The 24,450-nt window shown below is 60.9% G+C and carries 18 protein-coding genes; 13 read left to right on the forward strand and 5 right to left on the reverse strand.

Annotated features, from left to right (window positions below):
• The first annotated feature begins 64 nt into the window (after window positions 1–64).
• Both LMG28727_RS02390 and galU read left to right on the forward strand, forming a co-directional pair.
• Window positions 65–208 carry a hypothetical protein gene (locus LMG28727_RS02390; RefSeq protein WP_201640697.1) on the forward strand — a complete coding sequence of 48 codons (144 nt, stop codon included), beginning with the start codon at window positions 65–67 and terminating at the stop codon, window positions 206–208.
• Between the two features lie 331 nt (window positions 209–539).
• On the forward strand, window positions 540–1,457 hold the full coding sequence (gene galU / locus LMG28727_RS02395) for a UTP--glucose-1-phosphate uridylyltransferase GalU (RefSeq protein ID WP_201640815.1): 918 nt from the start codon (window positions 540–542) through the stop codon (window positions 1,455–1,457).
• A 153-nt stretch (window positions 1,458–1,610) separates the two neighbouring features.
• Here galU and LMG28727_RS02400 read toward each other — a convergent pair whose 3' ends face one another.
• Window positions 1,611–3,785: a malate synthase G gene (locus LMG28727_RS02400; protein WP_201640698.1), complete on the reverse strand. Its 2,175-nt coding sequence runs from the start codon at window positions 3,783–3,785 to the stop codon at window positions 1,611–1,613.
• A 156-nt stretch (window positions 3,786–3,941) separates the two neighbouring features.
• Window positions 3,942–4,346, reverse strand: a complete 405-nt coding sequence (locus LMG28727_RS02405) for a heme-binding protein (protein ID WP_201640699.1) — start codon at window positions 4,344–4,346, stop codon at window positions 3,942–3,944.
• Window positions 4,347–4,799: 453 nt separating this feature from the next.
• Between LMG28727_RS02405 and LMG28727_RS02410 the strand changes: the two genes are divergently transcribed.
• Window positions 4,800–5,681 (forward strand): MOSC domain-containing protein, encoded by an 882-nt coding sequence (locus LMG28727_RS02410; protein WP_201640700.1) that lies wholly within the window; start codon window positions 4,800–4,802, stop codon window positions 5,679–5,681.
• A gap of 38 nt (window positions 5,682–5,719) precedes the next feature.
• On the opposite strand, the gene LMG28727_RS02415 is transcribed toward LMG28727_RS02410, so the two are convergent.
• The gene (locus tag LMG28727_RS02415) at window positions 5,720–6,097 is read right to left on the reverse strand and encodes a response regulator (RefSeq protein ID WP_201640701.1); all 378 of its coding nucleotides are present in this window, start codon (window positions 6,095–6,097) and stop codon (window positions 5,720–5,722) included.
• 115 nt (window positions 6,098–6,212) lie between these two features.
• Between LMG28727_RS02415 and LMG28727_RS02420 the strand changes: the two genes are divergently transcribed.
• On the forward strand, window positions 6,213–7,418 hold the full coding sequence (locus tag LMG28727_RS02420; protein ID WP_201640702.1) for a sensor histidine kinase: 1,206 nt from the start codon (window positions 6,213–6,215) through the stop codon (window positions 7,416–7,418).
• A gap of 84 nt (window positions 7,419–7,502) precedes the next feature.
• Here the strand turns inward: LMG28727_RS02420 and cobA are convergent, their stop codons facing one another.
• Window positions 7,503–8,300 (reverse strand): uroporphyrinogen-III C-methyltransferase, encoded by a 798-nt coding sequence (gene cobA, locus LMG28727_RS02425; protein WP_201640703.1) that lies wholly within the window; start codon window positions 8,298–8,300, stop codon window positions 7,503–7,505.
• A gap of 674 nt (window positions 8,301–8,974) precedes the next feature.
• On the opposite strand from cobA, the gene nirB reads away from it, so the two are divergent.
• From nirB to LMG28727_RS02455, 6 genes are all read left to right on the forward strand, one after another.
• Window positions 8,975–11,524, forward strand: coding sequence for a nitrite reductase large subunit NirB (gene nirB / locus LMG28727_RS02430; RefSeq protein WP_201640704.1), 2,550 nt, complete (start codon window positions 8,975–8,977; stop codon window positions 11,522–11,524).
• A 43-nt stretch (window positions 11,525–11,567) separates the two neighbouring features.
• Window positions 11,568–11,921, forward strand: a complete 354-nt coding sequence (nirD, locus tag LMG28727_RS02435) for a nitrite reductase small subunit NirD (protein WP_201640705.1) — start codon at window positions 11,568–11,570, stop codon at window positions 11,919–11,921.
• A gap of 42 nt (window positions 11,922–11,963) precedes the next feature.
• Entirely contained in the window at window positions 11,964–16,175 is a 4,212-nt protein-coding gene (locus tag LMG28727_RS02440) for a bifunctional nitrate reductase/sulfite reductase flavoprotein subunit alpha (RefSeq protein WP_201640706.1), read from the forward strand.
• Between the two features lie 213 nt (window positions 16,176–16,388).
• Window positions 16,389–17,756 carry an MFS transporter gene (locus tag LMG28727_RS02445; RefSeq protein ID WP_201640707.1) on the forward strand — a complete coding sequence of 456 codons (1,368 nt, stop codon included), beginning with the start codon at window positions 16,389–16,391 and terminating at the stop codon, window positions 17,754–17,756.
• A gap of 160 nt (window positions 17,757–17,916) precedes the next feature.
• On the forward strand, window positions 17,917–18,378 hold the full coding sequence (locus tag LMG28727_RS02450; RefSeq protein WP_201640708.1) for an SRPBCC family protein: 462 nt from the start codon (window positions 17,917–17,919) through the stop codon (window positions 18,376–18,378).
• Complete coding sequence (locus LMG28727_RS02455; RefSeq protein WP_201640709.1) at window positions 18,362–18,748, forward strand: ArsR/SmtB family transcription factor; 387 nt, start codon at window positions 18,362–18,364, stop codon at window positions 18,746–18,748. Before LMG28727_RS02450 ends, LMG28727_RS02455 begins: the two co-directional genes overlap by 17 nt.
• Before the next feature lie 87 nt (window positions 18,749–18,835).
• On the opposite strand, the gene LMG28727_RS02460 is transcribed toward LMG28727_RS02455, so the two are convergent.
• On the reverse strand, window positions 18,836–20,002 hold the full coding sequence (locus tag LMG28727_RS02460) for a porin (protein WP_201640710.1): 1,167 nt from the start codon (window positions 20,000–20,002) through the stop codon (window positions 18,836–18,838).
• Between the two features lie 291 nt (window positions 20,003–20,293).
• On the opposite strand from LMG28727_RS02460, the gene aldA reads away from it, so the two are divergent.
• The 3 genes from aldA to LMG28727_RS02475 all read left to right on the forward strand — a co-directional run bounded on the left by aldA (window position 20,294) and on the right by LMG28727_RS02475 (window position 24,430).
• Window positions 20,294–21,718, forward strand: coding sequence for an aldehyde dehydrogenase (gene aldA, locus LMG28727_RS02465; RefSeq protein WP_201640711.1), 1,425 nt, complete (start codon window positions 20,294–20,296; stop codon window positions 21,716–21,718).
• A 171-nt stretch (window positions 21,719–21,889) separates the two neighbouring features.
• Complete coding sequence (locus tag LMG28727_RS02470) at window positions 21,890–23,212, forward strand: MFS transporter (protein WP_201640712.1); 1,323 nt, start codon at window positions 21,890–21,892, stop codon at window positions 23,210–23,212.
• Complete coding sequence (locus LMG28727_RS02475; RefSeq protein ID WP_201640713.1) at window positions 23,213–24,430, forward strand: mandelate racemase/muconate lactonizing enzyme family protein; 1,218 nt, start codon at window positions 23,213–23,215, stop codon at window positions 24,428–24,430.
• Window positions 24,431–24,450 lie beyond the last annotated feature (20 nt).

Consider the following 24,450-nt stretch of genomic DNA (forward strand, 5'->3'; position numbering starts at 1 on the left):
GAATTATTTGCCGCTTTTGTCGTGCTAATTTTAGTCATGGATTCTCTTGATCAGAGGTGAAGTCATGAACCTGCATTTACTCGCCGGCATTGCCGTGCTGCTGATCCTCGTGGCGGCCTCCGCTTACCGCGAAGCACTGCGCAACGAGCCGATCCGCCGTTACCGGATGAATCCCGGCAAGCTGCCGCCAGTGGACGACAACGAATAACGCCGACCCGCAACGCATCACACACGCTAGCCCTTTGACGGGTTAGTCTGTGTTGGTCTTGCGGGTCGTAACATGCGGGCCGCGTAGCCGGATCTGGCAAAAAGTTCAGAATTCCGGAAAAATAATTCAATTCGAATGAGTCATTATTTCCTGTTTTCACCGCGTATTTTCCACAGTCCGGAATATCGAAGTCGAATTAATTTATTTATTCAGGCGAGGAAAATTTGACAGGTGAATCGGTCTGAAATTTTTGCTAGTCTTTTCGGGCGACATCGATTGGCCGCAAGGCCCGCGACACCACTAACTTCTAACCGATGTGGGAATGCCTACCATGCTGAAAGTCACCAAAGCCGTGTTTCCCGTAGCGGGCCTCGGGACACGATTCCTGCCGGCTACCAAAGCAAGTCCGAAGGAAATGCTGCCGATCGTCGACAAGCCGCTGATTCAATATGCGGTTGAAGAGGCGATTGCCGCCGGCATCACGGAAATGATTTTCGTGACTGGCCGCAGCAAGCGCGCGATCGAAGATCATTTCGACAAGTCCTACGAAATCGAAGCCGAACTCGAAGCGCGTAACAAGCAGAAGTTGCTGGACCTCGTGCGCAGCATCAAACCGGCTAACGTCGACTGCTTTTATGTGCGTCAGGCCGAAGCGCTCGGCTTGGGCCACGCGGTGCTGTGCGCCGAGAAACTGGTGGGCGACAGCCCGTTCGCCGTGATTCTGGCCGACGATCTGCTGCATAGCTCGAAGCCCGTCATGAGCCAGCTTGTCGACACGTTCAACCACTATCACAGCTCGGTGATCGGCGTCGAAACCATTGCGCGCGAAGAAAGCCGTTCGTACGGCGTCGTCGACGGCCGCGAGTGGGAAGACAACGTGATCAAGATGTCGGGCATCGTCGAAAAGCCGTCGCCGGAGAATGCGCCGTCGAACCTCGGCGTGGTCGGCCGTTATGTGCTGATGCCGACCATCTTCAAACATATCCGCGCGTTAAAGCCGGGTGCAGGTGGCGAACTGCAATTGACCGATGCGGTGCAATCGCTGCTGACCGAAGAACAGGTGCTGGCGTATCGCTATTTCGGCACGCGTTTCGATTGCGGCAGCAAGCTCGGCTATCTGAAGGCGACGGTTGAATTCGCGCTGCGTCATCCGGAAGTGAAGGCGGATTTCGAGGCTTATTTGCAGGCTTATATGCAGAATAATGTGCCGGCGGGTGACGCGGTTCAGTACACGGCGGAAGCGGCTTGATGATGCCGATGAGCTGAACGGCAACGTCGTGCCGTTTCGCGACGCTTAAGCATTGCCGGGAACTACCTAAAAAAAACGGGCGCCGTATCATCACGGCGCCCGTTTTGATTGTCAGCCAGACCACATCAAAAACGCGGTCCGTCCACCACAGCCTCACCCCAGCTTCTTCACTTCCAGCCGGAACTTGTGCAGCAACGGTTCGGTATAACCGCTCGGTTGCTGACGTCCTTCGAATACCAGCGCCTGCGCAGCCTGAAACGCGATCGTGTCGAAACCCGGCGCCATGGGCTTGTACTGCGGATCGCCAGCGTTCTGCTCGTCGACCACCTGCGCCATGCGCTTAAAGGTCTCTTCGACCAGCTCGCGCGTCACCACGCCGTGATACAGCCAGTTAGCAATATGCTGGCTCGAAATGCGCAGCGTCGCGCGGTCTTCCATTAGACCGACGTTGTGAATGTCGGGCACCTTCGAGCAACCGACACCCTGGTCGATCCAGCGCACCACGTAGCCGAGAATCCCTTGGGCGTTGTTATCGACTTCGCTGCGAATCTCGTCGTCGTTCCACTTCGCCGATTCGACCACGGGAATCGTCAGTAGCCCGTTGAGCAGCTCGTCGCGCACTGTCGCATAGTCGGAGCGCTCCAGCTGCTGCTGAACCGCCTGTACGTCGATCTGGTGATAATGCAGCGCATGCAGCGTCGCAGCGGTCGGCGAGGGCACCCATGCGGTGTTCGCACCGGCCTTCGGATGCGCGATCTTCTGTTCGAGCATCGCGTGCATCAGGTCGGGCATCGCCCACATGCCCTTGCCGATCTGCGAGCGGCCGCGCAGGCCCGCGCTCAAACCGGCCAGCACGTTGCTGCGCTCATAAGCGGCAATCCATGCGCTCGACTTCATGTCGCCCTTGCGCATCATCGGGCCGGCTTCCATCGCCGTGTGCATCTCGTCGCCGGTGCGGTCGAGGAAACCCGTGTTGATGAACGCGACACGCTCCGACGCTTCGGCGATACAGGCGAGCAGGTTCACGCTGGTGCGGCGCTCCTCGTCCATGATGCCCATCTTGATCGTATTGCGCGGCAATTGCAGCAGGTCTTCCACACGCGCAAACAGTTCGCTCGCAAACGCGACTTCAGCGGGACCATGCATCTTCGGCTTGACGATATAGATCGAGCCGGTGCGCGAGTTCAGCTTGTGTTTGCGGTCGTGCAGCGCGCACAGCGACGTGATCACTGCGTCGAGAATGCCTTCCGGAATTTCGTGGCCGTCTTTCGTCACGATGGCCGGATTGGTCATCAGGTGACCGACGTTGCGGATGAACAGCAGCGAGCGGCCATGCAGGACGACTGGCGCGGTGCCGTTCGCGGCGACGTACACGCGGTCTTCGTTCAGCCGGCGCGTGAAGGTCTTGCCGTTCTTCGTGACCTCTTCGGTCAGATTGCCGTTCATCAGGCCGAGCCAGTTGCGATACAACTGCACCTTGTCGTCGGCATCGACGGCGGCAACCGAATCTTCACAGTCGATGATCGTGCTCACGGCCGCTTCGACCACCACGTCCTTCACATGCGCGGAATCGGTCTTGCCAATCGAGTCGTTGGCGTCGATCTGAATCTCGAAGTGCAGGCCGTTGTGCTTCAGCAGCAGCGCCGACGGCGCGCTTTCCGTGCCCTGATAGCCGATGAATTGCGCGGGCGACTTCAGTTCGCTCTTGCCGCTCTTCAGCGTGACGACCAGCTTGCCGGCTTCCACGCCATAGTGCGTGGCCTCGGCGTGCGAACCGTTGGCAAGCGGCGCGGCCTGATCGAGAAACTGACGCGCATACGCGATAACCGCAGCACCGCGTACCGGATTGAACGCCTTCTGCTTTTCCGCACCGTTCGTGTCGGGAATCGCGTCGGTGCCGTAGAGCGCGTCGTACAGACTGCCCCAGCGCGCGTTCGCGGCGTTCAACGCATAGCGTTGATTCGACAGCGGCACCACCAGTTGCGGGCCGGCCTGTTCGGCGATTTCGGTATCGACGTCCGAGGTCGTCGCTTTGACGCTGGCCGGCACCGGCACGATATAGCCGATGCCTTCCAGAAACGCACGATAGGCGTGCAGATCGCGCACCGGGCCCGGATTCGCGCGATGCCAGTTGTCGAGTTCGGTTTGCAGGCGGTCGCGCTCGGCGAGCAGCGCCCGGTTTTTGGGCGCCAGCTCGTGGACGAGGGCGTCGAAACCCGACCAGAATGCAGCGCTGTCGATTCCGGTGCCGGGCAGGGCTTCGGTTTCGACGAACTGGTCGAGATTGGCGGCGACCTGCAGGGCGCCGCGCGGGTTCATCTGAGTCATCGACTGCTCCATCTGTCTGATGGGACCGATGAGGGGGCATCGGTCCGCGTTGTTGCCAGTTAGCTTCTTGATTGCGGAACTGCCGGTTGTGCGTTGGCGCCGTTGCGGGATGGCGGGCGGCGTCAGGCCACAAGCGGCTCAGGCGGCTGAGGCGCCTCAGGCGGCAATAGCCTGGATGCCGGCCTTGGCGATCTGCGCGTCCTGATCCGACTTGACGCCCGACACGCCGACCGCGCCGACCACCTGGCCGTCGACGATCACCGGCACGCCGCCTTCCAGCGTACCTTGCAACGGCGCGCTCAGGAAGGCCGTGCGGCCGTTGTTGATCATGTCTTCATAGACCTTGGTCTCACGACGGCCGAGTGCCGCCGTGCGGGCCTTCTCCGTTGCGATGTACGAGCTGGACGGCGCACTGCCGTCCAGACGCAGCAGGCCGAGCGGATGGCCGCCGTCGTCGGCGACCACGATGGCGACGGCCCACTGATGCTTTTCGGCTTCCGCGCGGGCGGCTTCGAGGATTCGGGTCGTTTCGGCAACGGTCAGCACGGGTTTGCTCAGCATGATGAATTTCCTGTCTCGGTGATGGGAGGGATGCTTCTACAAGTTCTAGCCAGTGACTTTAGCTGGTGATTCTAGCCAGTGACGCGGTGGCATTCGCCAGGCGCTGCCTCCGCGGCTTCAATACGTCCTTCAGCGAAATGGAACAGGTGCCCGCCGCTCGGTCACGCAGATGACGATGGGACCGGGCCGCGTCATTGCAGGCTCGGCCCGGCCACGTCACCAGCTTGTGCGCAGGCGGCAACTAGCCCGCTGGCCTGCGCCGCGAAACGCGATTTCTCTGTTGCGCGTGCCCGTGCCAATCTTTGCTGTAGATGGATTGGCGACTGTCCTGGGCCGACGCTACCGTTGGGGATTTTACGTCCAAGCGCGACCGGAAGAAACGGCCGCCTCGCGTGACCGGCTTACAATCAGGTTTTCGCCATAAGAACCTGTGATCCCCAGGGCGCCCCGACCATGCCGACCATCAGCGAACTTTTCGTCTATCCGATCAAATCCTGCGGCGGCATTGCGTTGCACGAGGCGCGGCTGCTCGATACGGGCCTCGAATACGACCGTTACTGGATGCTCACCCATCCGGACGGCGCGATGCTCACGCAGCGTGCGTACCCGCGTATGGCGCTGATCAAGGTCGAGATCGGCGCCGACGCGCTGATCATTCGCGCACCTGGCATGAGCGAATTGCGCACGCCGCTCGATGCCGGCCGACTCGACGCACCGCGCAAGGTACAGACCGCCGTCTGGCACGACGCGGCCTACGGCCTCGACACCGGTGAAGCAACCGCCGCGTGGTTTTCGACCTTTCTCGGTCTGCCGGCGCGGCTTCTGCGTTTCGATCCCGAGCGCGAACGCCAGGTCGATCCGGACTACACCAGCAGTGTCGGCGGCGCCACGACTTATTTCGCCGATGGTTTTCCGCTGCTGGTCGTCGGCCAGGCATCGCTCGACGACCTGAACACGCGTTTGATCCGCAAAGGCGCGCCGTCGATTTCAATCGACCGCTTCCGTCCCAATGTCGTGCTGACCGGGCTCGACGCATACGAAGAAGATTATGTGGAGACGTTGAGCGTCAACGGCGCAAGCGCAGCGGAGCAGGGCGTGCAATTGCAACTGGTCAAATTGTGCGCGCGTTGTCCGATGCCGACCGTCGATCAGGCAACCGGCGCGCCCAACCCCGAATGGCCCCACGAACCCACCGACACGATGACCACCTACCGCGCGAATCCGCAGCACGACGGCGCGGTGACGTTCGGCAATAACGCGTTGATCGCGAGCGGCGCGGGCGCGTGGCTGCGGGTGGGGCAAGAGGTCGACGCGGAACTTGGTTTTGGCGACTGATCGATGCGCGGCCGCCACTTTGGCGGTTCATCACGGGGTTAGTGTCTCGTGCGCCCGTTTAAAGCCGCGAGTATCACCGGCATCGGCACCGGCTTGACGAAGTGATGGTTGAAGCCCGAGCGCAGAGACTCGTTTTTTTCCTCGGCGCGGCCGAGCCCGCTGACTGCAACCAGCATCGGCGCGGGCGTATCGGCGACATAGCGGATCCGGCGCGCGACCCCGCGTCCGTCGAGACGGGGCATTTCGACATCGAGTAAAGCGGCCTCGGGATGCCACGCGCAGTATTCCGCCAGCGCATCCAGCCCGTTGCGCGCCGTGCGGATATCGAAACCGTGCGCGCTGAAGTAGAGTGCGTAGGCAGCCAGCAGATCGGCGTCGTCGTCGGCGATCAAGAGGCGAGCTTGGTGAGTGCGCATCCGGCCTCCCAGGTTGTGTTACTGATAATGAGCAATTTGAAGTCCCGATACAATCGGGACACCAAAGTCACTGTTTTCACGCCTTACCGGCAAGGGCACCCGGCAGCGCCGCCTTATGAATAATTTACCGTCTGGAAGCAGAGACCCGGATCTCGCGCGCGATATCGAAGCGGTTCAGCGCATCGACGCGGTGCCGTCCATCCTGCGGCTGATCTGCAAGAACACCGGCATGGGCTTTGCCGCCGTGGCTCGCGTGACGGACCAGACGTGGACAGCCTGCGCGGTTCAGGACGAAGTGAACTTCGGCCTCGCGGCCGGCGGTCAGCTCGATCTGCACACCACGCTGTGCTTCGAATCACGGGCCGCGCGCGCTTCGATCGTGATCGACAATTTCGGCGACGACCCTGTCTATCACGGCCATCACACGTCCCGAATCTACAACCTGGGCAGCTATATTTCCGTGCCGATCATTCTGCCCGACGGCAATTACTTCGGTAATCTCTGCGCGATCGACCCGGCGCCGGCCGATCTGTCGAATGCCCGCATCGTGAGCATGTTCGAAGTATTTGCCGATCTGATCGCCTTCCAGCTGGTCAGCGAAGGGCGGCGGCAGGCGGCCGAGACCGCGCTGCTTCGCGAGCGCGAAACCTCGAATCTGCGCGAGCAGTTCATTGCCGTGCTGGGACATGATTTGCGCAATCCGCTGTCGGCGGTGAGCGCGACGGCCGAGTTGCTATCGCTGCGCAAGAACGAGCCGGATCTCGTGAAAATCGGCCAGCGTCTGAAGGCCACCACACTGCGAATGGCGCGTCTGATCGACGATGTGATGGATTTTGCGCGCGGACGGCTGGGCTCCGGCATTGGCGTGTCGATCAACGAGGTCGACGATCTGGCGACCGCGCTGCGTGTCGTGATCGCCGAAGCGCGCGAAGCGAATCCCGGCCGGGTGCTGGCCGACGACATCGCCATCAGCACACCGGTGCGTTGCGACCGCACGCGCATCCAGCAGTTGCTGTCGAACCTGCTGGGGAATGCTGTCACGCACGGCGCGATGGAGTTTCCGGTGCGGGTGCAAGCGCGGATCGACGGCAGCGAGTGGGTGCTGAGCGTGGTGAATGGCGGCAATGCGATTCCGTCGGACGCGTTGACCAAAGTCTTCGAACCGTACTGGCGGCCCGCTACCAGTACGCCCGGTGGTGGGCTGGGGCTCGGTCTGTATATCTGCAAACAGATCGTGCTGGCGCACGGCGGCTCGCTGGAAGTGAGTTCGTCGGCGGAAGCGGGGACGTGTTTCAACGCGAGGCTGCCTACTGGCGTTTGAGCCTTTAGCGGCGCTTTAAACCACCTCCACGCTGGTGCCGGCAACAAACGCACGGCGCAGCCCAGGCACGGCGGCAACCCGAGTTCAGGCCGCCTGAGCGACCACCCCATCATCCGCTTTGTCTACGGCCGTCAGCGCCCCCGCTGCGGCCCCGTATTCCGCTTCCACGCTCTCGCCAATCGCATCGCCCACCAGAATCACCGCCGGGCTGTCGAAGCCCGCGTCGACAGCATCCGCCGCGAGCCGGTCGAGGCGGGTCAGCAAACGCCGCTCGGCGATTGCGCCGGCCCACTGCACGACCGCTGCCGGGGTGTCGGCGGGCAGGCTCGCCAGCAACGCAGCGGCGATGCTCCCAATGCGCCGCATTCCCATATAGATGGCCAACGTGGTGCGGGTCGCGGCCAGCGCCGCCCAATCCGGCTCGCCGTGATCTTCCGTGTGCGCTGTCACGAAGGTCACGCCATGACAATGCCGCCGATGCGTCAGCGAAATGCCGAGCCCCGCCGCTGCGGCGAAGCCCGACGAAATGCCGTTGACGATGTCGAGTGCAATGCCGGCGTCGCGCAAGATCGCGATTTCTTCACCGGCGCGGCCGAATAGCAGCGCTTCACCGCCTTTCACCCGCACCACGTGCAGGCCTTTGAGCGCATAGCGCCGCATCATGCGCTCGATGAACGCTTGCGGCGTCGAGCGACAGCCGCCGCGTTTGCCGACCCGGATCACGCGAGCCTGCGGCGCGAGCGTGACGATGTCGGGGTTCGCGAGATCGTCGAGTAATACGACGTCGGCGGCTGCAAGTGCCTTGACGGCTTTGAGCGTGAGCAGATCGAGGTCGCCGGGGCCTGCGCTCAATAGCGTGACCTTGCCAGTGTTCGTATTCATCGCGGTGTCCTTAATTTCCCGGGTGGCTTCTGTCCGGGCCGACGATCGTCATCCCGTCGGCATCAAATAAAAAAACGGCGTCCGCTCGTGATGCTCACGAGGGGACGCCGTTGTCCGTTGCTGCGTTTGCTGTGTTTTCTGCGCGTGGCAGGGGGCTGGATGTCATTGCGACTGCGTTGCCGCGATGACCTTGCATTGAACAATGCAAGGACTACGCCACCCACCATCGACATCTTCGCTATTCGTTGCAGCACGTTGTTCGCAACGCCGAAACCTCACCGAGGATGCACCGTCGATGCACCACCGCCACGCGCTTTTCTCGCACGCGCTCAGTGCTGCGTCGCACCACTCAAGTGCTTCGCTGCATCGAAACGTATCGCAACTGCAGATCGCAGCACGTCCGTTCAATTCATCCAGAAGCCTTGCGCAAGGGCCTTGTCGCGTGGATTTCATCTGCCTGGCACAGGCTTTGCATTAAGGCTTGCCATCGGATCAACGTGGGTCCGGCGCGAGTGCAACACAAAGTACTCGCCGTAGCACAGGTCAGGACAATGGCGTCCCCCGAATTCAGTCACCGACTGGGTTTGCGGGACGCCATTTTTATTTCCGGAATCGTTTCGCCAGCCCTTCGGTGGCGACGCCCGACGCCCTAGCACTTTGAGGACACCGCGCTCATGAAAATCATCGTTATCGGTCACGGGATGGTCGGCCACAAACTGGTCGAGAGCCTTGCGCAAGACGCCGCACATGGTCTGGACATCACCGTGCTGTGCGAAGAATCGCGGCCGGCCTACGATCGCGTGCATCTGTCCGAATTCTTTGCGGGCAAGACCGCGGACGATCTTTCGCTGGTCGAGCCGGGCTTCTTCGAGCGCCAGAACGTGCTGCTGAAGCTGAACGCCAGGGCCGTCGCCATCGATCGCGATGCGCGCACCGTCACGGTGTCGACCGGTGAAGTCCTGCCTTACGACAAGCTGGTGTTCGCGACCGGCTCTTATCCGTTCGTGCCGCCCGTAGCGGGACGTGAGCGCGCCGATTGCTTCGTCTACCGAACCATTGACGACCTCGAAGCGATGCAGGAATGCGGCGCGCGTTCGACAACCGGCACGGTGGTCGGCGGCGGACTGCTCGGACTCGAATGCGCGAAGGCATTGCGCGACATGGGGTTACAGACCCACGTGGTGGAATTCGCCCCGCGTTTGATGGCCGTGCAGGTGGACGACGGCGGCGCTCGCGTGCTGCGCACGAAGATCGAAGAGCTCGGCGTGACGGTACATACGCAGAAGAACACCACCGCGATTGTCGACGGCGAAGCAGCGACGCACCGGATGCAATTCGCGGACGGCTCGCATCTCGACACCGACATGATCGTGTTTTCCGCCGGTATTCGGCCACGCGACGATCTCGCGCGCGAATGCGGACTGACGCTTGGCGCGCGCGGCGGCATCGTGATCGATAACGCATGCCGCACCAGCGACCCGCACATCTACGCAATCGGCGAGTGTGCACTGTGGAACGGCCAGTTGTTTGGTCTGGTCGCGCCGGGCTATGAGATGGCGCGCGCGGTAGCGAAGCAATTGCTGGGCGACTCCGCGGAATTCGCGGGCGCCGACATGAGCACCAAACTGAAGCTGATGGGCGTCGACGTGGCGAGCATCGGCGACGCGCATGGCAACACGCCGGGCAGCCGCGCCTATCAGTTCAGCGACGAGCGCAAACAGGTGTACAAAAAGCTGGTGGTGTCGGAGTGCGGCAAGTATCTGCTCGGCGGCGTCATGGTGGGCGACGCGAGCGATTACGGCACGCTATTGCAGATGATGCTGAACCGCATCGAACTGCCGGCATCGCCGGAATTTCTGATCCTGCCGCAAGCGGACGGCAACGCAAAACCCGCGCTCGGCGTCGAGGCATTGCCGGCCGGCGCGCAAATCTGTTCGTGCAATAACGTGTCGAAAGGGGACTTGTGCGCCGCTGTATGCGCGGGCGCCACGGACATCGGTTCGCTTAAATGCGCAACCAGCGCGGGTACTTCGTGTGGCGGTTGCGTTCCGCTCGTCACGCAGGTAATGAAAGCGGAGTTGAAGAAGCAGGGTCTCGCGGTCAATAACCACGTGTGCGAGCACTTCGCCTATTCGCGCCAGGAGCTGTATCACATTGTGAGGGTCGAAGGGATTCGCAGCTTCGGCGAATTGCTCGCCAAACACGGCCACGGGCTGGGCTGCGATATCTGCAAACCGGTCGCGGCAAGCATCCTCGCATCGTGCTGGAACGAATTCGTGCTGAAGAAAGAGCACGCGTCGTTACAGGACACTAACGACTACTACCTCGCGAATATCCAGCGCGACGGCACTTATTCGGTCGTGCCGCGCATGGCGGGCGGTGAGGTGACACCGGATGGTTTGATCGCGGTCGGCCAGGTCGCGAAGAAATACGGTCTCTATACCAAGATTACCGGCGGTCAGCGAGTCGATCTGTTCGGCGCGCGTGTCGAACAATTGCCGCTCATCTGGGAAGAACTGATCGCAGCCGGCTTCGAATCAGGGCATGCGTATGGCAAATCGCTGCGCACGGTGAAGTCCTGCGTCGGCTCGACCTGGTGCCGTTATGGTGTCGGCGATTCAGTGGGCCTCGCGGTCGAGATCGAGAACCGCTACAAGGGTCTGCGCACACCGCACAAGATCAAGTTCGGCGTGTCCGGTTGCACGCGCGAATGTGCGGAAGCGCAGGGCAAGGACGTCGGCATTATCGCGACTGAAAAGGGTTGGAATCTCTACGTCTGCGGCAATGGCGGAATGAAGCCGCGTCATGCCGAACTGCTCGCGTCGGACCTCGATAAGGAAACGCTGGTTCGCTATATCGACCGCTTTCTGATGTTCTACGTGCGGACTGCCGACCGCCTGCAACGCACCAGCGTATGGCGCGACAACCTCGAAGGCGGTCTTGAATATCTGATCGACGTGGTCGTCAACGATCGGCTCGGCGTCGCCGCCGAACTCGAAGCGGACCTGCAGCACGTGGTCGACACATACGAATGCGAGTGGAAGAAGGCGGTCACCGATCCCGAAACACGCAAGCGCTTCCGTCATTTCGTCAACAGCGGCGAGTCCGATAGCAACGTCACCTTTGTTGAAGAACGCGGCCAGATTCGTCCCGCGACCCACGCAGAACGGCAAGCGAAGCAATCGGCGCTCGCATCGATTCCTGTCGTCGTTGAAATGGTCTGAGTCGTTTTCCTACCTATCTGCAGCACTTATCTGGACTTCCGTGATGAACAACGATCGTGTGCCACGCCCCTGGACAGCTATCTGCCGACTTGACGATATCGTTCCCAACACTGGCGTCTGCGCGCTGGTCAACGGCGAACAGCTGGCGATTTTCCACGTGAATCACGGTGATGCCACGCCGGCCGTTTATGCGATCGAAAACTTCGATCCAGGCTCACAAGCGGCGGTGCTGTCGCGCGGGCTGATTGGCAGCCTTGGCGAACGCATCGTGGTCGCGTCGCCGATCTACAAGCATCACTTCGATCTGCGCACCGGCGAGTGCGTCGAAACACCGTCGTATTCCGTCAGCGCGTTCGCTGCGCGAGTGGAAGACGGTCAGGTATGGGTCGCGGCGTGAAGCGCTGATCGACAAAACTATTCTCCAACGACATTGCCCGTTATGTCCTCGTCAAGCGTAAAAACCGTGTGCCCCTACTGCGGCGTTGGCTGCGGCATGGTGCTGCACGTCGAGGGCGGCCAGGTCGTGAAGATCTCCGGCGACAAGGAACATCCGTCCAACTTCGGCAGGTTGTGCACGAAGGGGCAGTCCGCCCATGTCGCGCTGCGCAAGTCGGGGCGGCTCGAAGAGGCGTTCGTCCGCCATGCGCGTGACGCAGACCCCGCGCCGCTACCCATGGCGCAGGCAATCAGCACGACCGCCTCGCGCCTGCGCGGCATTCTCGATGAACACGGACCAGACGCGTTGTCGTTTTACGTGTCCGGCCAGATGTCGATCGAGGCGCAGTACCTGATCAACAAGCTCGCGAAGGGCTTTGTCGGCACGAACAACATCGAGTCGAATTCGCGTCTGTGCATGGCGAGCGCGGGAAGCGGCTACAAGCTGTCGCTCGGCGCAGATGGGCCGCCTGGCTCGTATGAAGACTTCGATCATGCCGATCTTTTCTTCGTGATCGGCGCGAATATGGCCGACTGTCATCCGATTCTGTTTCTACGCATGATGGACCGCGTGAAAGCCGGGGCCAAACTGATCGTCGTCGATCCGCGCCGTAACACGACCGCCGAGAAGGCCGATCTGTTCATGCAGATCAAACCCGGCACCGATCTCGCGTTGCTCAACGGTCTGCTGCACCTGCTGCACGAAAACTGCCAGACCGATGCCGCTTTTATCGCCGACGCGACCGAAGGCTGGGACGCGATGCCCGAGTTTCTGGCCGACTACACGCCCGACAATGTCGCACGCATCACCGGTCTCGCCGCCGACGATATTCGCAAGGCCGCGCAGATGATCGGCGCAGCCAAAGAGTGGATGAGTTGCTGGACCATGGGCCTGAATCAGAGCACGCACGGCACGTGGCACACCAACGCGATCTGCAATCTGCATCTGGCAACCGGCAAGATCTGTCGTCGCGGCAGCGGGCCGTTTTCGTTGACAGGCCAGCCGAACGCGATGGGTGGCCGCGAAATGGGCTACATGGGGCCGGGTTTGCCAGGACAGCGTTCAGTGCTGGTGGACGCCGACCGCGCGTTTATCGAAGACCTGTGGCGTATTCCGCGCGGGACTTTGAAGACGGGAGTCGGCAAAGGCACGATCGACATGTTCTCGCGAATGACCGCGGGCGAGATCAAGGCGTGCTGGATCATCTGCACGAATCCGGTGGCAAGCGTAGCGAATCGTCAGAACGCGATCGACGGTTTGCGCGCGGCCGAACTCGTCATTGCACAGGACGCATTTCTCGACACCGAGACCAATCGCTACGCCGATGTGCTCCTGCCCGGCGCTTTGTGGGCCGAAGCGGAAGGCGTGATGATCAACTCAGAGCGCAATCTCACGCTGATGCAAAAGGGCATCGAGCCACCAGGTGCTGCATTGCCGGACTGGCAGATCATTGCGCGTGTCGCGTGTGAAATGGGTTTCGCCGCTGCATTTACCTATGCGAGCGCCGACGAAGTTTTTGCCGAAATCACCGGTACGTCGAATCCGAAAACCGGTTATGACCTGCGCGGCGCAAGTCATCGCAGGCTGAAGGACACGCCGTTGCAATGGCCGCTTTCAGCCACCGATTCAACCGATCGCAATCCGATTCGCTATCTCAACGACGGTGTGAGTCAGACGCTCAACGAACTGCCCGACGGCTGCCGCCCGCGACTCGTGTTTCCGACTGCCAGCGGCAAGGCAATGTTTTTCGCCCGCGTCTATGCGCCGCCCGCCGAATTGCCTGACCGCGAATATCCGATCGTGCTGAACACGGGCCGATTGCAGCATCAATGGCACACGATGACAAAGACCGGCAAGGTCGCCATGCTCAACAAGCTGAACCCGGGACCGTTCGTCGAGATTCATCCCGAAGATGCCGCAGCACTTGGCATCAACGCAAAGACGCCAGTCGAAATCCGCTCGCGCCGAGGCCGTGCGGTGTTGCCCGCGGTCATCACCGAACGCGTGAGCGCGGGCAACTGCTTTGCACCGATGCACTGGAACGACGTATTCGGCGACGACCTGTGCATCAACGCGGTAACGAGCGATGCGATCGACCCGGTCTCGCAGCAACCTGAACTGAAGTTCTGCGCAGTCGCGCTGACTGCGGTCACGGTCGACACGATTGAGCCGGCTTCGAGCAGTGACGACGAGTTGCGAATGGATGCTGCTGTCGCCGTTGCTGCCGACCCGGTACAAACGAGCGCTGGCATGGCTAGCATTGAGGATCAGGTTATGCCACGTATTGAAGCACTGAACAATCTTCTGCAACTGCCGCAGGTACCGGTGCCGTCGTTCAGCGAAACGGAGAAAGCGTATCTGGCCGGATTCGTTAGCGCACTGCAATCGGCGCAAGCGCAAGGGCTCGACGGCGTGCCGGTTTTGCCCGCAAGCGCGCCATTCGATGCGAACCATCGCCTGTACGTGGATGGTCTGCTGGCCGGTCTTTACAGCCGGAGCGGGGCCGCCGGTATCGCGACGCCTGCGGCATTGCCGGCTGCGACTGTGGCGTCGGAAGCGGCAGCGGCATCCGGCGTACGTATCGTTCGCGCGCGACCGAAAGTGACGTTACTGTGGGCCTCGCAAACCGGCAACACGGAGTCGCTCACCGAACGTTACGCCACGCGCCTGATGGAATCGGGCTTTGAAATCCGCACGTCGTGCATGGACGACTATCAGGCAGCGTCGCTGGCAAAAGCGCAATACGTGCTGCTGATGACGAGTACTTTCGGTGACGGCGATCCGCCCGACAACGCGCAAAGTCTGTGGACGCAATTGAGCGCCGACGACGCACCGCGTCTCGATGGCGTGCGCTTTGCGGTACTCGCACTGGGCGACCGCAACTACGATCAGTTCTGTGGTCACGGACGCCGTCTCGACGAGCGGCTCGCTACGCAAGGCGCACTGCGTTTGATGGATCGCGTCGATTGCGACGGTGAATATCAGCAGAGCGCAGACGGGTGGCTCGAACGCATCATCGTGCGGATCAATGAAGAGGATGCCGCGCTGCATGCGGTGCCGGCAGGCGGAATGATCAATGCGGTCGTGCCCGGTGCCGTGCCGACCAAAACGCGGCCGGCCGCGTCGCGCGTCGTCAGCAATCTGCGCCTGAACCGGCACGGCGCAGCGAAGGACACGCGCTATGTTTCGCTGAATACACGCGACGCCGGCCTCGAATACGAAGCGGGCGACGCACTGGGCGTATGGCCGGTCAATTGTCCCGAACTGGTCGGTGAGTTGATCAGCCTGAGCGGCGCAACTGCGGACGCTCCGGTACACGTTCCAGGTGCCGGCGAAATGCGTCTGGCCGATGCCCTCAGCACCCACTACGAAATCGCGCGGCCCGGTACGGACGCACTCGCGCTGATCGCGGCACGCAGCAGCAATGGCGCATTGCGCGATCTGCTGACAGCAGAGCGCAAAGCCGATCTCAAGCAATGGCTATGGGGTCAGCAACTCGCCGATGTATTGCACGAATTTCCCGTCAACCTCACCGCGATCGAATTGACCGGCATGCTCAAGCGATTGCAACCGCGTCTTTATTCGATCGCGTCGAGTCCGAAAGCGCATCCCGGTGAAGTTCATCTGACGGTTTCCGCGGTGCGCTACAGCAACGGCCGCCGCCATCGGAAAGGGGTGTCGTCGACTTTTCTCGCCGACCGTGCAAGCGATATCGACGTACCGGTCTTCGTGCAGAAGTCCGCTCATTTCCGTCCGCCTCATCACGCCGGCACGCCGATGATCATGGTCGGTCCCGGCACGGGCATCGCACCGTTTCGCGGCTTCCTGCACGAGCGTCGTGCACGCGGCGATCAGGGCCGCAACTGGTTGTTCTTCGGCGAACAACATGCCGCCACCGATTACTACTATCGCGACGAACTCGAAGCCATGCGCGACAGCGGTGTGTTGACCCGGCTCGATGTCGCGTTCTCACGCGACCAGGCCGACAAGATCTACGTGCAGGACCGCATGCGTGAGCAGGGTGCGCAACTCTGGGCATGGCTCGAAGAGGGCGCGCATTTCTATGTATGCGGCGACGCGAACCGGATGGCACGGGATGTCGACCTGGCGCTCAAGGAAATCGTCGCAACACATGGCGGCATGAGCGACGACAAAGCGCTCGACTACGTGAGCCGCCTTTCGCGAGAAAAGCGCTACGCCCGCGACGTTTATTGATCGCGAAAGCCGCTTTGAAACGGCGGTTCAAAACGCGGTAGCCAGCGTGTCGAAGAGCATGCGGTCGAGTCTGAAAACAGCTTCAAAAAGGCGGACCCGGATGGCATGGAGGTTGCATGTCAAGGCCGGTATTTTCAATCACGTGACATGCCGGTGCATCGCGTTCATCGCCACTGCCGGACAGTCGAAAAATCAGTTTTGTGAGGATGTCTGATGAAAAACGTAATGGCCTCCCTGAAGAGCGGGGACTGGCGCGCACTGGTCGCGTGCTTCCTCTATTTCGATACCGGCTTTACCGTGTGGGTGCTGTATGGACCTCTCGCGCCGTTCATCAGCAAGAGCATTGCGATGACACCCGCGCAACAAGGTTTGCTGGTCGCGGTGCCGGTCCTGTCGGCGGCGATTCTGCGCGTGACGCTCGGCAACCTCTATCAGTCGGCGCATGGCAAACGCATTGCGTTAATGGGCGTGTTGTTGTCGGCGGTGCCGACCATCGTGCTGCCCGCGATGCACTCAGTGCCGTCATACAACATGCTGCTGGTACTCGGCGTGTTCCTGGGGGTAGGCGGTGCGAGCTTCGCGGTCGCGTTGCCGATGGCGGGCAGCAACTATCCAGCGAAGGTTCAGGGCCTCGTGCTGGGCCTCGCTGCCGCCGGCAATATCGGCGCGGTGCTCGACGGTTTCCTGTTCCCGCAACTGGCCACGCATTATGGCTGGCAGATGGCTGCTGGCGGCGCCTTGCCGTTGCTCGCGATTGCTGCGATCACGCTGTACTTCTGGGCCAACGATGCGGGTATCAAATCGGGTAGCGTGTTGCGCGCATTCGGCAGCTTCGCGGTGACGCTGGTCGGCTTGATCGTGCTCGTGCTGCTGGTCGAAGCAGGCTTGTTCGGTTCCGGAAAAACCGGCGTGCTGCTGTTGCCGGTGATCGGCGCACTGCTGGCGATTGCCGTGTTGCCGAAGCGCTATCGGTCGGTGCTCGGCGAACGCGATACGTGGGCAATCATGCTGGTGTACAGCATTACTTTTGGCGGCTTTGTCGGCATGTCGTCGTATGTGGCGTTGCTGCTGACCAACCTGTATCAACTGTCGAAGATCGATGCGGGGCTCTTCATGGCCTTGCTCGCCGCGACCGGCGCGATGGTGCGGCCGCTCGGCGGTCTGATCGCCGACAAGGTCTCCGGCGTGCGCGCATTGACCTTCCTGCTCGCGATCATTTCGCTATGCGACTTCGTATTCGCCGCGGCGATGCCGTCGATGGCGGGCGGTATCGCGCTGCTGTTGTGCATGTACGTGGCGTTTGGCCTCGGCAATGGCGCAACCTTCCAGTTGGTGCCGCATCGTTGGGCGGGTCGCACCGGCTTGATGTCGGGCATCGTCGGCGCAGCGGGCGGCATCGGCGGGTTTTATTTGCCGGTCGTGATGGGTATCGCGAAGGAAAGCACCGGCAGTTATCAGATGGGCTTCGCGACGTTCGGCGCACTGGCCGCATGCGCGTTTGTGGCGATCGTCGCGCTGCGCCGTCCGTGGATGGCGTGGTCGATGCACACGGGCGTGGTGCATGCGCATGCTACGGAGTGAGACGTTGACACGTGTGACGGGTGCGTGATTTGCGCCGCTAGTCCTGTGGCGCGAGCCGGAACGGCCACAAGGGCTCGCGGCGCACACTCGAAGATCAATATGCAGTCAATTCCTTGCATATCGGCAGTCGCTCTCCTAATATGCAGTCAGGAGGCTGCATATGACCACATCGACCGATCGGATTGAAAAGCAGATTCTGTTGAAAGCGCCACGCGCCAGAGTGTGGCGCGCGCTGTCCAATGCCGAGGAATTCGGCACGTGGTTCGGCGTGAATTTCACCGGCAAGCAGTTCGTCGCGGGGCAGCCGGTACAGGGCACGCTCACGTATTCCGGATATGAACATATCGTCGTATCCGTCGCTATCGAACGGGTCGAGCCGGAACATCACCTGTCGTGGCGCTGGCATCCGGCCGCGATCGATCCATCGTATGACTACGCGTCGGAGCCGACCACGCTGGTCGTGTTCGAACTGACCGAGGTCGACTCAGGCACGTTGCTGCGAGTCGTCGAGTCGGGCTTCGACCGCATTCCCGCTTCACGCCGTGAAGACGCGTTCCGGATGAATAACGGCGGCTGGGACCATCAGATCGTCAACATCGAAAAGCATGTCGCCAACGGTTAAAACTGCTTCTGGCCGGTCCACCGGTGGCCAGTCCATCGGCAAACTGAATCCGTCGGCGCTGCGAAAATCCGCGCCGATCTTTGCAGCACTTGGCGACGAAACGCGTCTACGGCTGATCGCCGTATTGTGCGCGGGCACGGCCATGTCGATCGCGCAACTGACGGCCGGCACGGACATCACGCGACAATCGGTGACGCAGCATTTGCAGGTGCTGGCCAACGCGGGACTGGTGCGGGACGTGAAGGTGGGACGTGAGCGTCTGTGGGAATTCGAAGCCGCTCACCTCGACGACGCACGTCGCGCGCTCGATGTGATCTCGCAGCAGTGGGACCACGCGTTGTCGCGATTGAAGGCGATGGTGGAGGAGTGAGGCAGACTTAGGCAGACTCGGGCAGACCCAAATGAAACCGGTCTGCCCCGACCGGCGCGCTTTTCACACGCGCCGTGTTCGAATGCGTCAGAACTTGTGACGCAGCGCGACGCGCACAGCAACCTGGGTATCCGTCGATGACGGCGCCTGGGTGCCCGGAATAAACGCGTTGTCGAGAATCGACTGGGTCGAGTCGCCCGCGACCTTCTGATACACGCCCTGCACATAGACGTCGGTGCGCTTGCTGATGTTGTAGTCCGCCATCAGACCCACCGAGTGAATCTTCGGTTTGACGTTACCCGACGAAGCGTCGTAGTTCACCAGCGAGTACACATACTGCGCGCCGACAAAGAACGCCGGCGTGAGCTGGTATTTGCCGTTCACCTCGAAGTTCTGGTACCTCAGCGTATTCAGTTGGCCGCCCTCTGCGACGAGCGGCAGGCCGATGTAGCCATTGCCGGTCGGGTCGTTGTAGGTCGAGTTGGTGTACGCAAAACCCGCGGTTGCCGAGCCGAACGTGTAATTGATACCACCGCCAAATATCCGCATGCGTCCGGCGATAAAACTCGCGTCGTTTGCGGTGATCGCGCCCGTAGAGCCCACGCCCGGATTGTTCGCCTGCAGATAGGCCGCCGCGACCAGCAGGCCGCCGTTCACATACTGACCGCCGAAGCTGTATGCGCGGTTGTTCGCGAAGTTGGTGTCGTTGCTGAAGCTGTACACGCCGCCAAACTGGAAGCCCGCGATGTTCGGGCTCGCGTATTTAACGCTATTGCCAAGCCGGAATGAGTTGTCGGTGTTGTCGTTGTCGTACGGATGCGCAAACAGGTAACCAGCCCAGTTGCCGTTCGCCGTGGTCTGCGCAAGGTAATCGACCACCGAATCGTACTGCCGGCCGAGCGTCAGTGTGCCGTAACTGTCGTTACTCAGACCCACATAAGCCTGCCGCCCGAACAGCCGGCCACCCTGGCCGAGCTTTCCTGACCCGACGTCGAAGCCGTTTTCGAGCTGGAACACGGCCTTGTTGCCGCCGCCCAGATCTTCAGAACCCTTCATGCCCCAGCGGCTGCCTTGCGCATAGCCGCTTGCCATTTCCCAGACGGCGCCGCCTTTGACGTTATTCGTGTAGTCGATCCCTTCGTCGAGCACGCCGTACAGGGTCACGCTGCTTTGCGCAAAGGCGGACGTGGCCGCCAGCGACGCGAGCGTCGTGAATGCAGCGAGGGTGGCGCGGGCAAGTTGGTTCTTTTTCATCGAGAGCTCCAGATGTTGGTATGAGCGGCCCTTTGCGGCTTGAGCTGGCCTGATCCGGATCGAATCTGGCGGGCCGCTGCTTTTTTACGAAGCCCGGATTTTGCATATCGAGATGGGTTTCACGTATGAGGCAAATCCCTGGATAAACATGATTTTTTCGAATGTTTGTCCAGAAAATTATTCGCTTGTGGCCCGCGGTGCCGAGGAGAAAAATTCCAATCATTCCCCTTTGGCATGAAATCGAGTGCCAGGGACCATGCGGTTTTTGCACCCAGCATCTCAGGAGACGACATGCGACTCGATCGGAATTTTGCTAACGGCCGGTTTATTGAACCGGCAAGCGACGAGCTCATCGCCGTCTACAACCCGGCCACAGGGGCCGCCATTGCGCACGTCACGGGCGCGACGCAGGCCGAGGCGATTGCAGCCGTCGACGCTGCAGCCGTTGCACAAAAGGGTTGGCGCAAACTGCCTTCCGCCGAGCGCGCGGTCTATCTGCACAAACTCGCCGACGCGCTGACCGAATGCGCGCCGAGCATCGGCGCAGCGCTCGCGCTGGAGTCGGGAAAAAGCGTCGCGGACGCGACCAACGAGGCGATTTACGCCGGCCAGATCACCCGCTATCACGCTGAGTGGGCGCGCCGCATTGAAGGCGAAGTGATTCCGAGCGATACGCGCGACGAAAATCTCGTGCTGCATCGCGAGCCGATCGGCGTAGTGGCCTGCCTGATTCCGTTCAACTATCCGGTCTATACGTTCATGCGCAAGGTCGCGCCTGCGTTGATCGCCGGTAATACGGTGGTGGTGCGCCCGAGCAACAACACCCCGACCTCCGCATTCGAAATCGCCAAAGCCGTCGAGAAAGCCGGTTTGCCTGCGGGCGTCGTGAACATTCTCGCGATGAATCATGCAACCGCCGAAGCACTGTGCACGCATCCGAAGATCGGCATGATTACGCTGACCGGCAGCGTCGGTGCCGGTCGCAAAGTGCTCGATTACTGCAAGGCGAACATTGCGAAGCCGTCGCTCGAACTGGGCGGCAAGACGCCCGCGATCATCGAAGCGGATGCCGATCTGCAAAAAGCCGCGCGTGAACTCGTCGCGTCGAAAACCACCCACTGTGGCCAGCTTTGCACGGCCATCGAACGTGTTTATGTGCATGAAAGCGTGCATGACCGTTTCGTCGCGCTGCTGAAACAGCAGATGAGCGCGGTGGAATTTGGCGACCGCAGCGAACAGCCTTCGCTGATGGGACCGCTCGTCAACGAAGCATCGCGTCAAGCGATTCACGCAATGGTGAAACGCGCTATCGCAGAAGGCGCGAAGCTCGAAACCGGCGGCAAGCTGCCGTCGGGTGAGGGCTTTTTCTATCCGGCCACGTTGCTAACGAATTGCCATCAGGACATGGAGATCATCCAGGAAGAAACCTTCGGCCCGATCATGCCGGTCGTCAAATACAGCACGCTCGACGAGGCGCTGGAGATGGCGAACGACCACCAGTTCGGTTTGTCGTCGGTGCTGTATACGGAGAACTATCGCGGGGCGATGAAGGTCGCCAACGGCATCGAGGCAGGCGAGTTGTACGTGAACCGCACGCCTGCCGATCCGTATCAAGGCTTCCACGCCGGTTGGAAACGCTCGGGTCTCGGCGGCGACGACGGCAAGCACGGCATGCTCGAATTCACGCAGACCCGTCTCGTCGTCATGAAGTACTGAAAGCATTGAAGTACTGAAGTTCAAAACCGAAGCGGCGCGCGTCGCACTTACATCACAAAAATCCCGGCGCGCGCTCTTTTCAATCCCTGAAAACGCAGCCTGCGTGCTGCCAATCCAAAACAAAACACATTGGAGACCCGGCCTTTCGCTGCGTCTCTCAGGAGCGCTCACGTGTCGTCACAGCCCGTTCAAACCCATGCAGCGTCCGCATTAGGCGACGCACAAGCCGCGTTGGACAAAACCAAGGCGCAACGCTATATCCAGTTGATGCTGCTGGTGCTCGCCGCCGGCGCAATCTATCCGATCCTGTATCTGCGGCAGGTTTATCAGCCGACGATGCTCGAAGTGTTCCACATTACCGATAGTCAACTGGGCTATCTGTATTCGTCGCTGGGCACCATTTTTCTGCTGAGTTATCTGCCGAGCGGCTGGCTGGCCGACCGGATTGCACCGCGTCTGCTGATCTGCTTCTCGCTGATCGCGACAGGCCTGCTGGGGCTGCTGTATTCGACCGCACCGTCGTTTCACATCCTGATGCTGATCTTCGGCGGCTGGGGTGTGTCGACGGGATTGACGTTCTGGGCGGCTGTGATCAAGCGCGTGACGATGATCGCCGGTTCGCAGGAGCAGGGCCGTTTCTTCGGCCTGCTCGACGGCGGACGCGGGCTGATCGAAGCGATGCTCGCCACCATCGCCATCACGCTGTTTGCGTGGGTCACGCAGACTAAAGGCGAGCCGGTCGCAGTCGGCTTCAAGATGGTCGTCTACCTGTACGCGTTTCTTTGCATTGCACTGGGCGTCGTGCTCGCGCTGGTCAAAGATCCACAAGGTACGCAAGACGCAGTGGCCAATCGCTCGGCGCGCCAACGCAGCAACGTGCTGGTCGAATTGAAAGCACTCGCGTCCATTCCCGAGTTGTGGCTCGTCGCGGCCATCGTGTTCTGCGGTTATCAGGTGTTCTGGGCGACCTACAGTTTTTCCGCGTATCTGCATGAAGGCGACATCGGACTCACGGTCGTGATGGCCGGCACGATCACCACGTTGAAATTGTGGATGCGTCCTATCGGCGGCATTGGCGGTGGCTTTCTGGGTGACCGCTATTCGAAGGTATCGGTGCTGGTTATTGCGCTCTTTCTCGCCGCGCTGTCGTTGCTTGGACTGATGGCCGCGCCGCGCATTTCGAGCCATGTACTGCTGGTTTTCCTCGTGCTGTTCATCGGCATTCTGACTTACGCGATTCGTGGCCTGTACTGGTCGTTGCTCGATCGCTGCAATATTCCGGCTACCACGATGGGCCTCGCGATCGGCCTGATCTCCGTACTCGGTTATTCGCCGGATGTGTTCCTGCCGTTGATCAACGGCTATCTGACGCAGACGTTCCCCGGCGTCTTCGGCTATCAACTGTACTTCGGCTATGTAGCCGTCATGGCGGCGCTCGGCGGTTTTGCCGGGCTCGCGCTGAGAAACATGCTTAACCGTCAAGAAGGTGCGTAAATGAAAATTGTCTCGCTCGAAACGCATATCGTCGCTGTTCCGCCGCCGCACGTTGGCGGCATGTACTGGATCTTCGTCAAGCTCAAGACCGATTGCGGGATTGAGGGTGTCGGCGAAATCTATTCGGCGACGTTTCATCCGAAAGCGATGGCCCCCATCATCGACGACGTATTCGGCCGCTATCTGCTGGACCGTGATCCGCATCATATCGAGCGGCTCTGGCGCGAAGCGTATTCGAGCGGTTTCACGCAACGTCCCGATCTGACCATGATGGGCGTGGTTAGCGGTCTGGAAATGGCGTGCTGGGACATTATCGGCAAGGCGGCTAACAAGCCGGTGTATGAGTTGCTCGGCGGCATGGTGAATCAGCGGCTGCGTTCATACACGTATCTGTATCCGAAGAACAGTCGTGGCGAATACGACTACGACGATCCCGATCTCGCTGCCGAATGCGCGCTTGAAAACGTCAAGCGCGGCTTTACCGCCGTGAAGTTCGATCCGGCTGGACCGTACACCGCGTATTCGGGACATCAACTGTCGATGGAAGTACTCGACCGTTGCGAAACCTTCTGCCGGCGCGTGCGTGAAGCAGTGGGTAACAAGGCCGATCTGCTGTTCGGTACGCACGGTCAGATGGTGCCGTCGTCCGCGATCCGGCTGGCGAAGCGGCTCGAAAAATACGATCCGTTGTGGTTCGAAGAGCCGGTGCCCCCAGGCCAGGAAGGTGCAATGGCGCAAGTCGCGCAGCACACCAGCATTCCGATTGCCGCTGGCGAACGGCTCACCACCAAGTATGAATTCTTCAAACTGCTCGAAGCGGGCGCCGCATCGATTCTGCAATTGAACGTGGCACGCGTGGGCGGTTTGCTGGAAGCCAAGAAAGTCGCGACGCTGGCCGAGGTGTACTACGCGCAAATCGCGCCGCATCTGTACAACGGGCCGATTGGCGCAGCGGCGAGCATTCAGCTTGCGACCTGTACACCGAACTTCCTGATTCAGGAAAGCATCGGCACGTGGGACGGTTTCCATGCGGCCGTATTGAAGAAACCGATTCAATGGGAAGACGGCTACATCATTCCTTCGCAGGAACCTGGCCTCGGCGTCGAATTGAACATGGAAGTGGTGAAACAGCACACGCCGTATACCGGCGAGCGTCTGCATCTGCAAATGGCCGCACAACCCGCCGACGTGAAAGATCTCGCGCCGGCCAGGGGTTGAAGCCAGCCCACGCTTTTATA

The sequence above is a fragment of the Paraburkholderia metrosideri genome (assembly GCF_904848625.1).
In the GTDB taxonomy this organism is placed as follows: domain Bacteria; phylum Pseudomonadota; class Gammaproteobacteria; order Burkholderiales; family Burkholderiaceae; genus Paraburkholderia; species Paraburkholderia metrosideri.

Bases quoted from the DNA above. Each gene is read 5' to 3' on its own strand.
- LMG28727_RS02390 (WP_201640697.1), top strand. From the start codon at position 65: ATGAACCTGCATTTACTCGCCGGCATTGCCGTGCTGCTGATCCTCGTG.
- galU (WP_201640815.1), top strand. From the start codon at position 540: ATGCTGAAAGTCACCAAAGCCGTGTTTCCCGTAGCGGGCCTCGGGACA.
- LMG28727_RS02400 (WP_201640698.1), bottom strand. From the start codon at position 3,785: ATGACTCAGATGAACCCGCGCGGCGCCCTGCAGGTCGCCGCCAATCTC.
- LMG28727_RS02405 (WP_201640699.1), bottom strand. From the start codon at position 4,346: ATGCTGAGCAAACCCGTGCTGACCGTTGCCGAAACGACCCGAATCCTC.
- LMG28727_RS02410 (WP_201640700.1), top strand. From the start codon at position 4,800: ATGCCGACCATCAGCGAACTTTTCGTCTATCCGATCAAATCCTGCGGC.
- LMG28727_RS02415 (WP_201640701.1), bottom strand. From the start codon at position 6,097: ATGCGCACTCACCAAGCTCGCCTCTTGATCGCCGACGACGACGCCGAT.
- LMG28727_RS02420 (WP_201640702.1), top strand. From the start codon at position 6,213: ATGAATAATTTACCGTCTGGAAGCAGAGACCCGGATCTCGCGCGCGAT.
- cobA (WP_201640703.1), bottom strand. From the start codon at position 8,300: ATGAATACGAACACTGGCAAGGTCACGCTATTGAGCGCAGGCCCCGGC.
- nirB (WP_201640704.1), top strand. From the start codon at position 8,975: ATGAAAATCATCGTTATCGGTCACGGGATGGTCGGCCACAAACTGGTC.
- nirD (WP_201640705.1), top strand. From the start codon at position 11,568: ATGAACAACGATCGTGTGCCACGCCCCTGGACAGCTATCTGCCGACTT.
- LMG28727_RS02440 (WP_201640706.1), top strand. From the start codon at position 11,964: ATGTCCTCGTCAAGCGTAAAAACCGTGTGCCCCTACTGCGGCGTTGGC.
- LMG28727_RS02445 (WP_201640707.1), top strand. From the start codon at position 16,389: ATGAAAAACGTAATGGCCTCCCTGAAGAGCGGGGACTGGCGCGCACTG.
- LMG28727_RS02450 (WP_201640708.1), top strand. From the start codon at position 17,917: ATGACCACATCGACCGATCGGATTGAAAAGCAGATTCTGTTGAAAGCG.
- LMG28727_RS02455 (WP_201640709.1), top strand. From the start codon at position 18,362: ATGTCGCCAACGGTTAAAACTGCTTCTGGCCGGTCCACCGGTGGCCAG.
- LMG28727_RS02460 (WP_201640710.1), bottom strand. From the start codon at position 20,002: ATGAAAAAGAACCAACTTGCCCGCGCCACCCTCGCTGCATTCACGACG.
- aldA (WP_201640711.1), top strand. From the start codon at position 20,294: ATGCGACTCGATCGGAATTTTGCTAACGGCCGGTTTATTGAACCGGCA.
- LMG28727_RS02475 (WP_201640713.1), top strand. From the start codon at position 23,213: ATGAAAATTGTCTCGCTCGAAACGCATATCGTCGCTGTTCCGCCGCCG.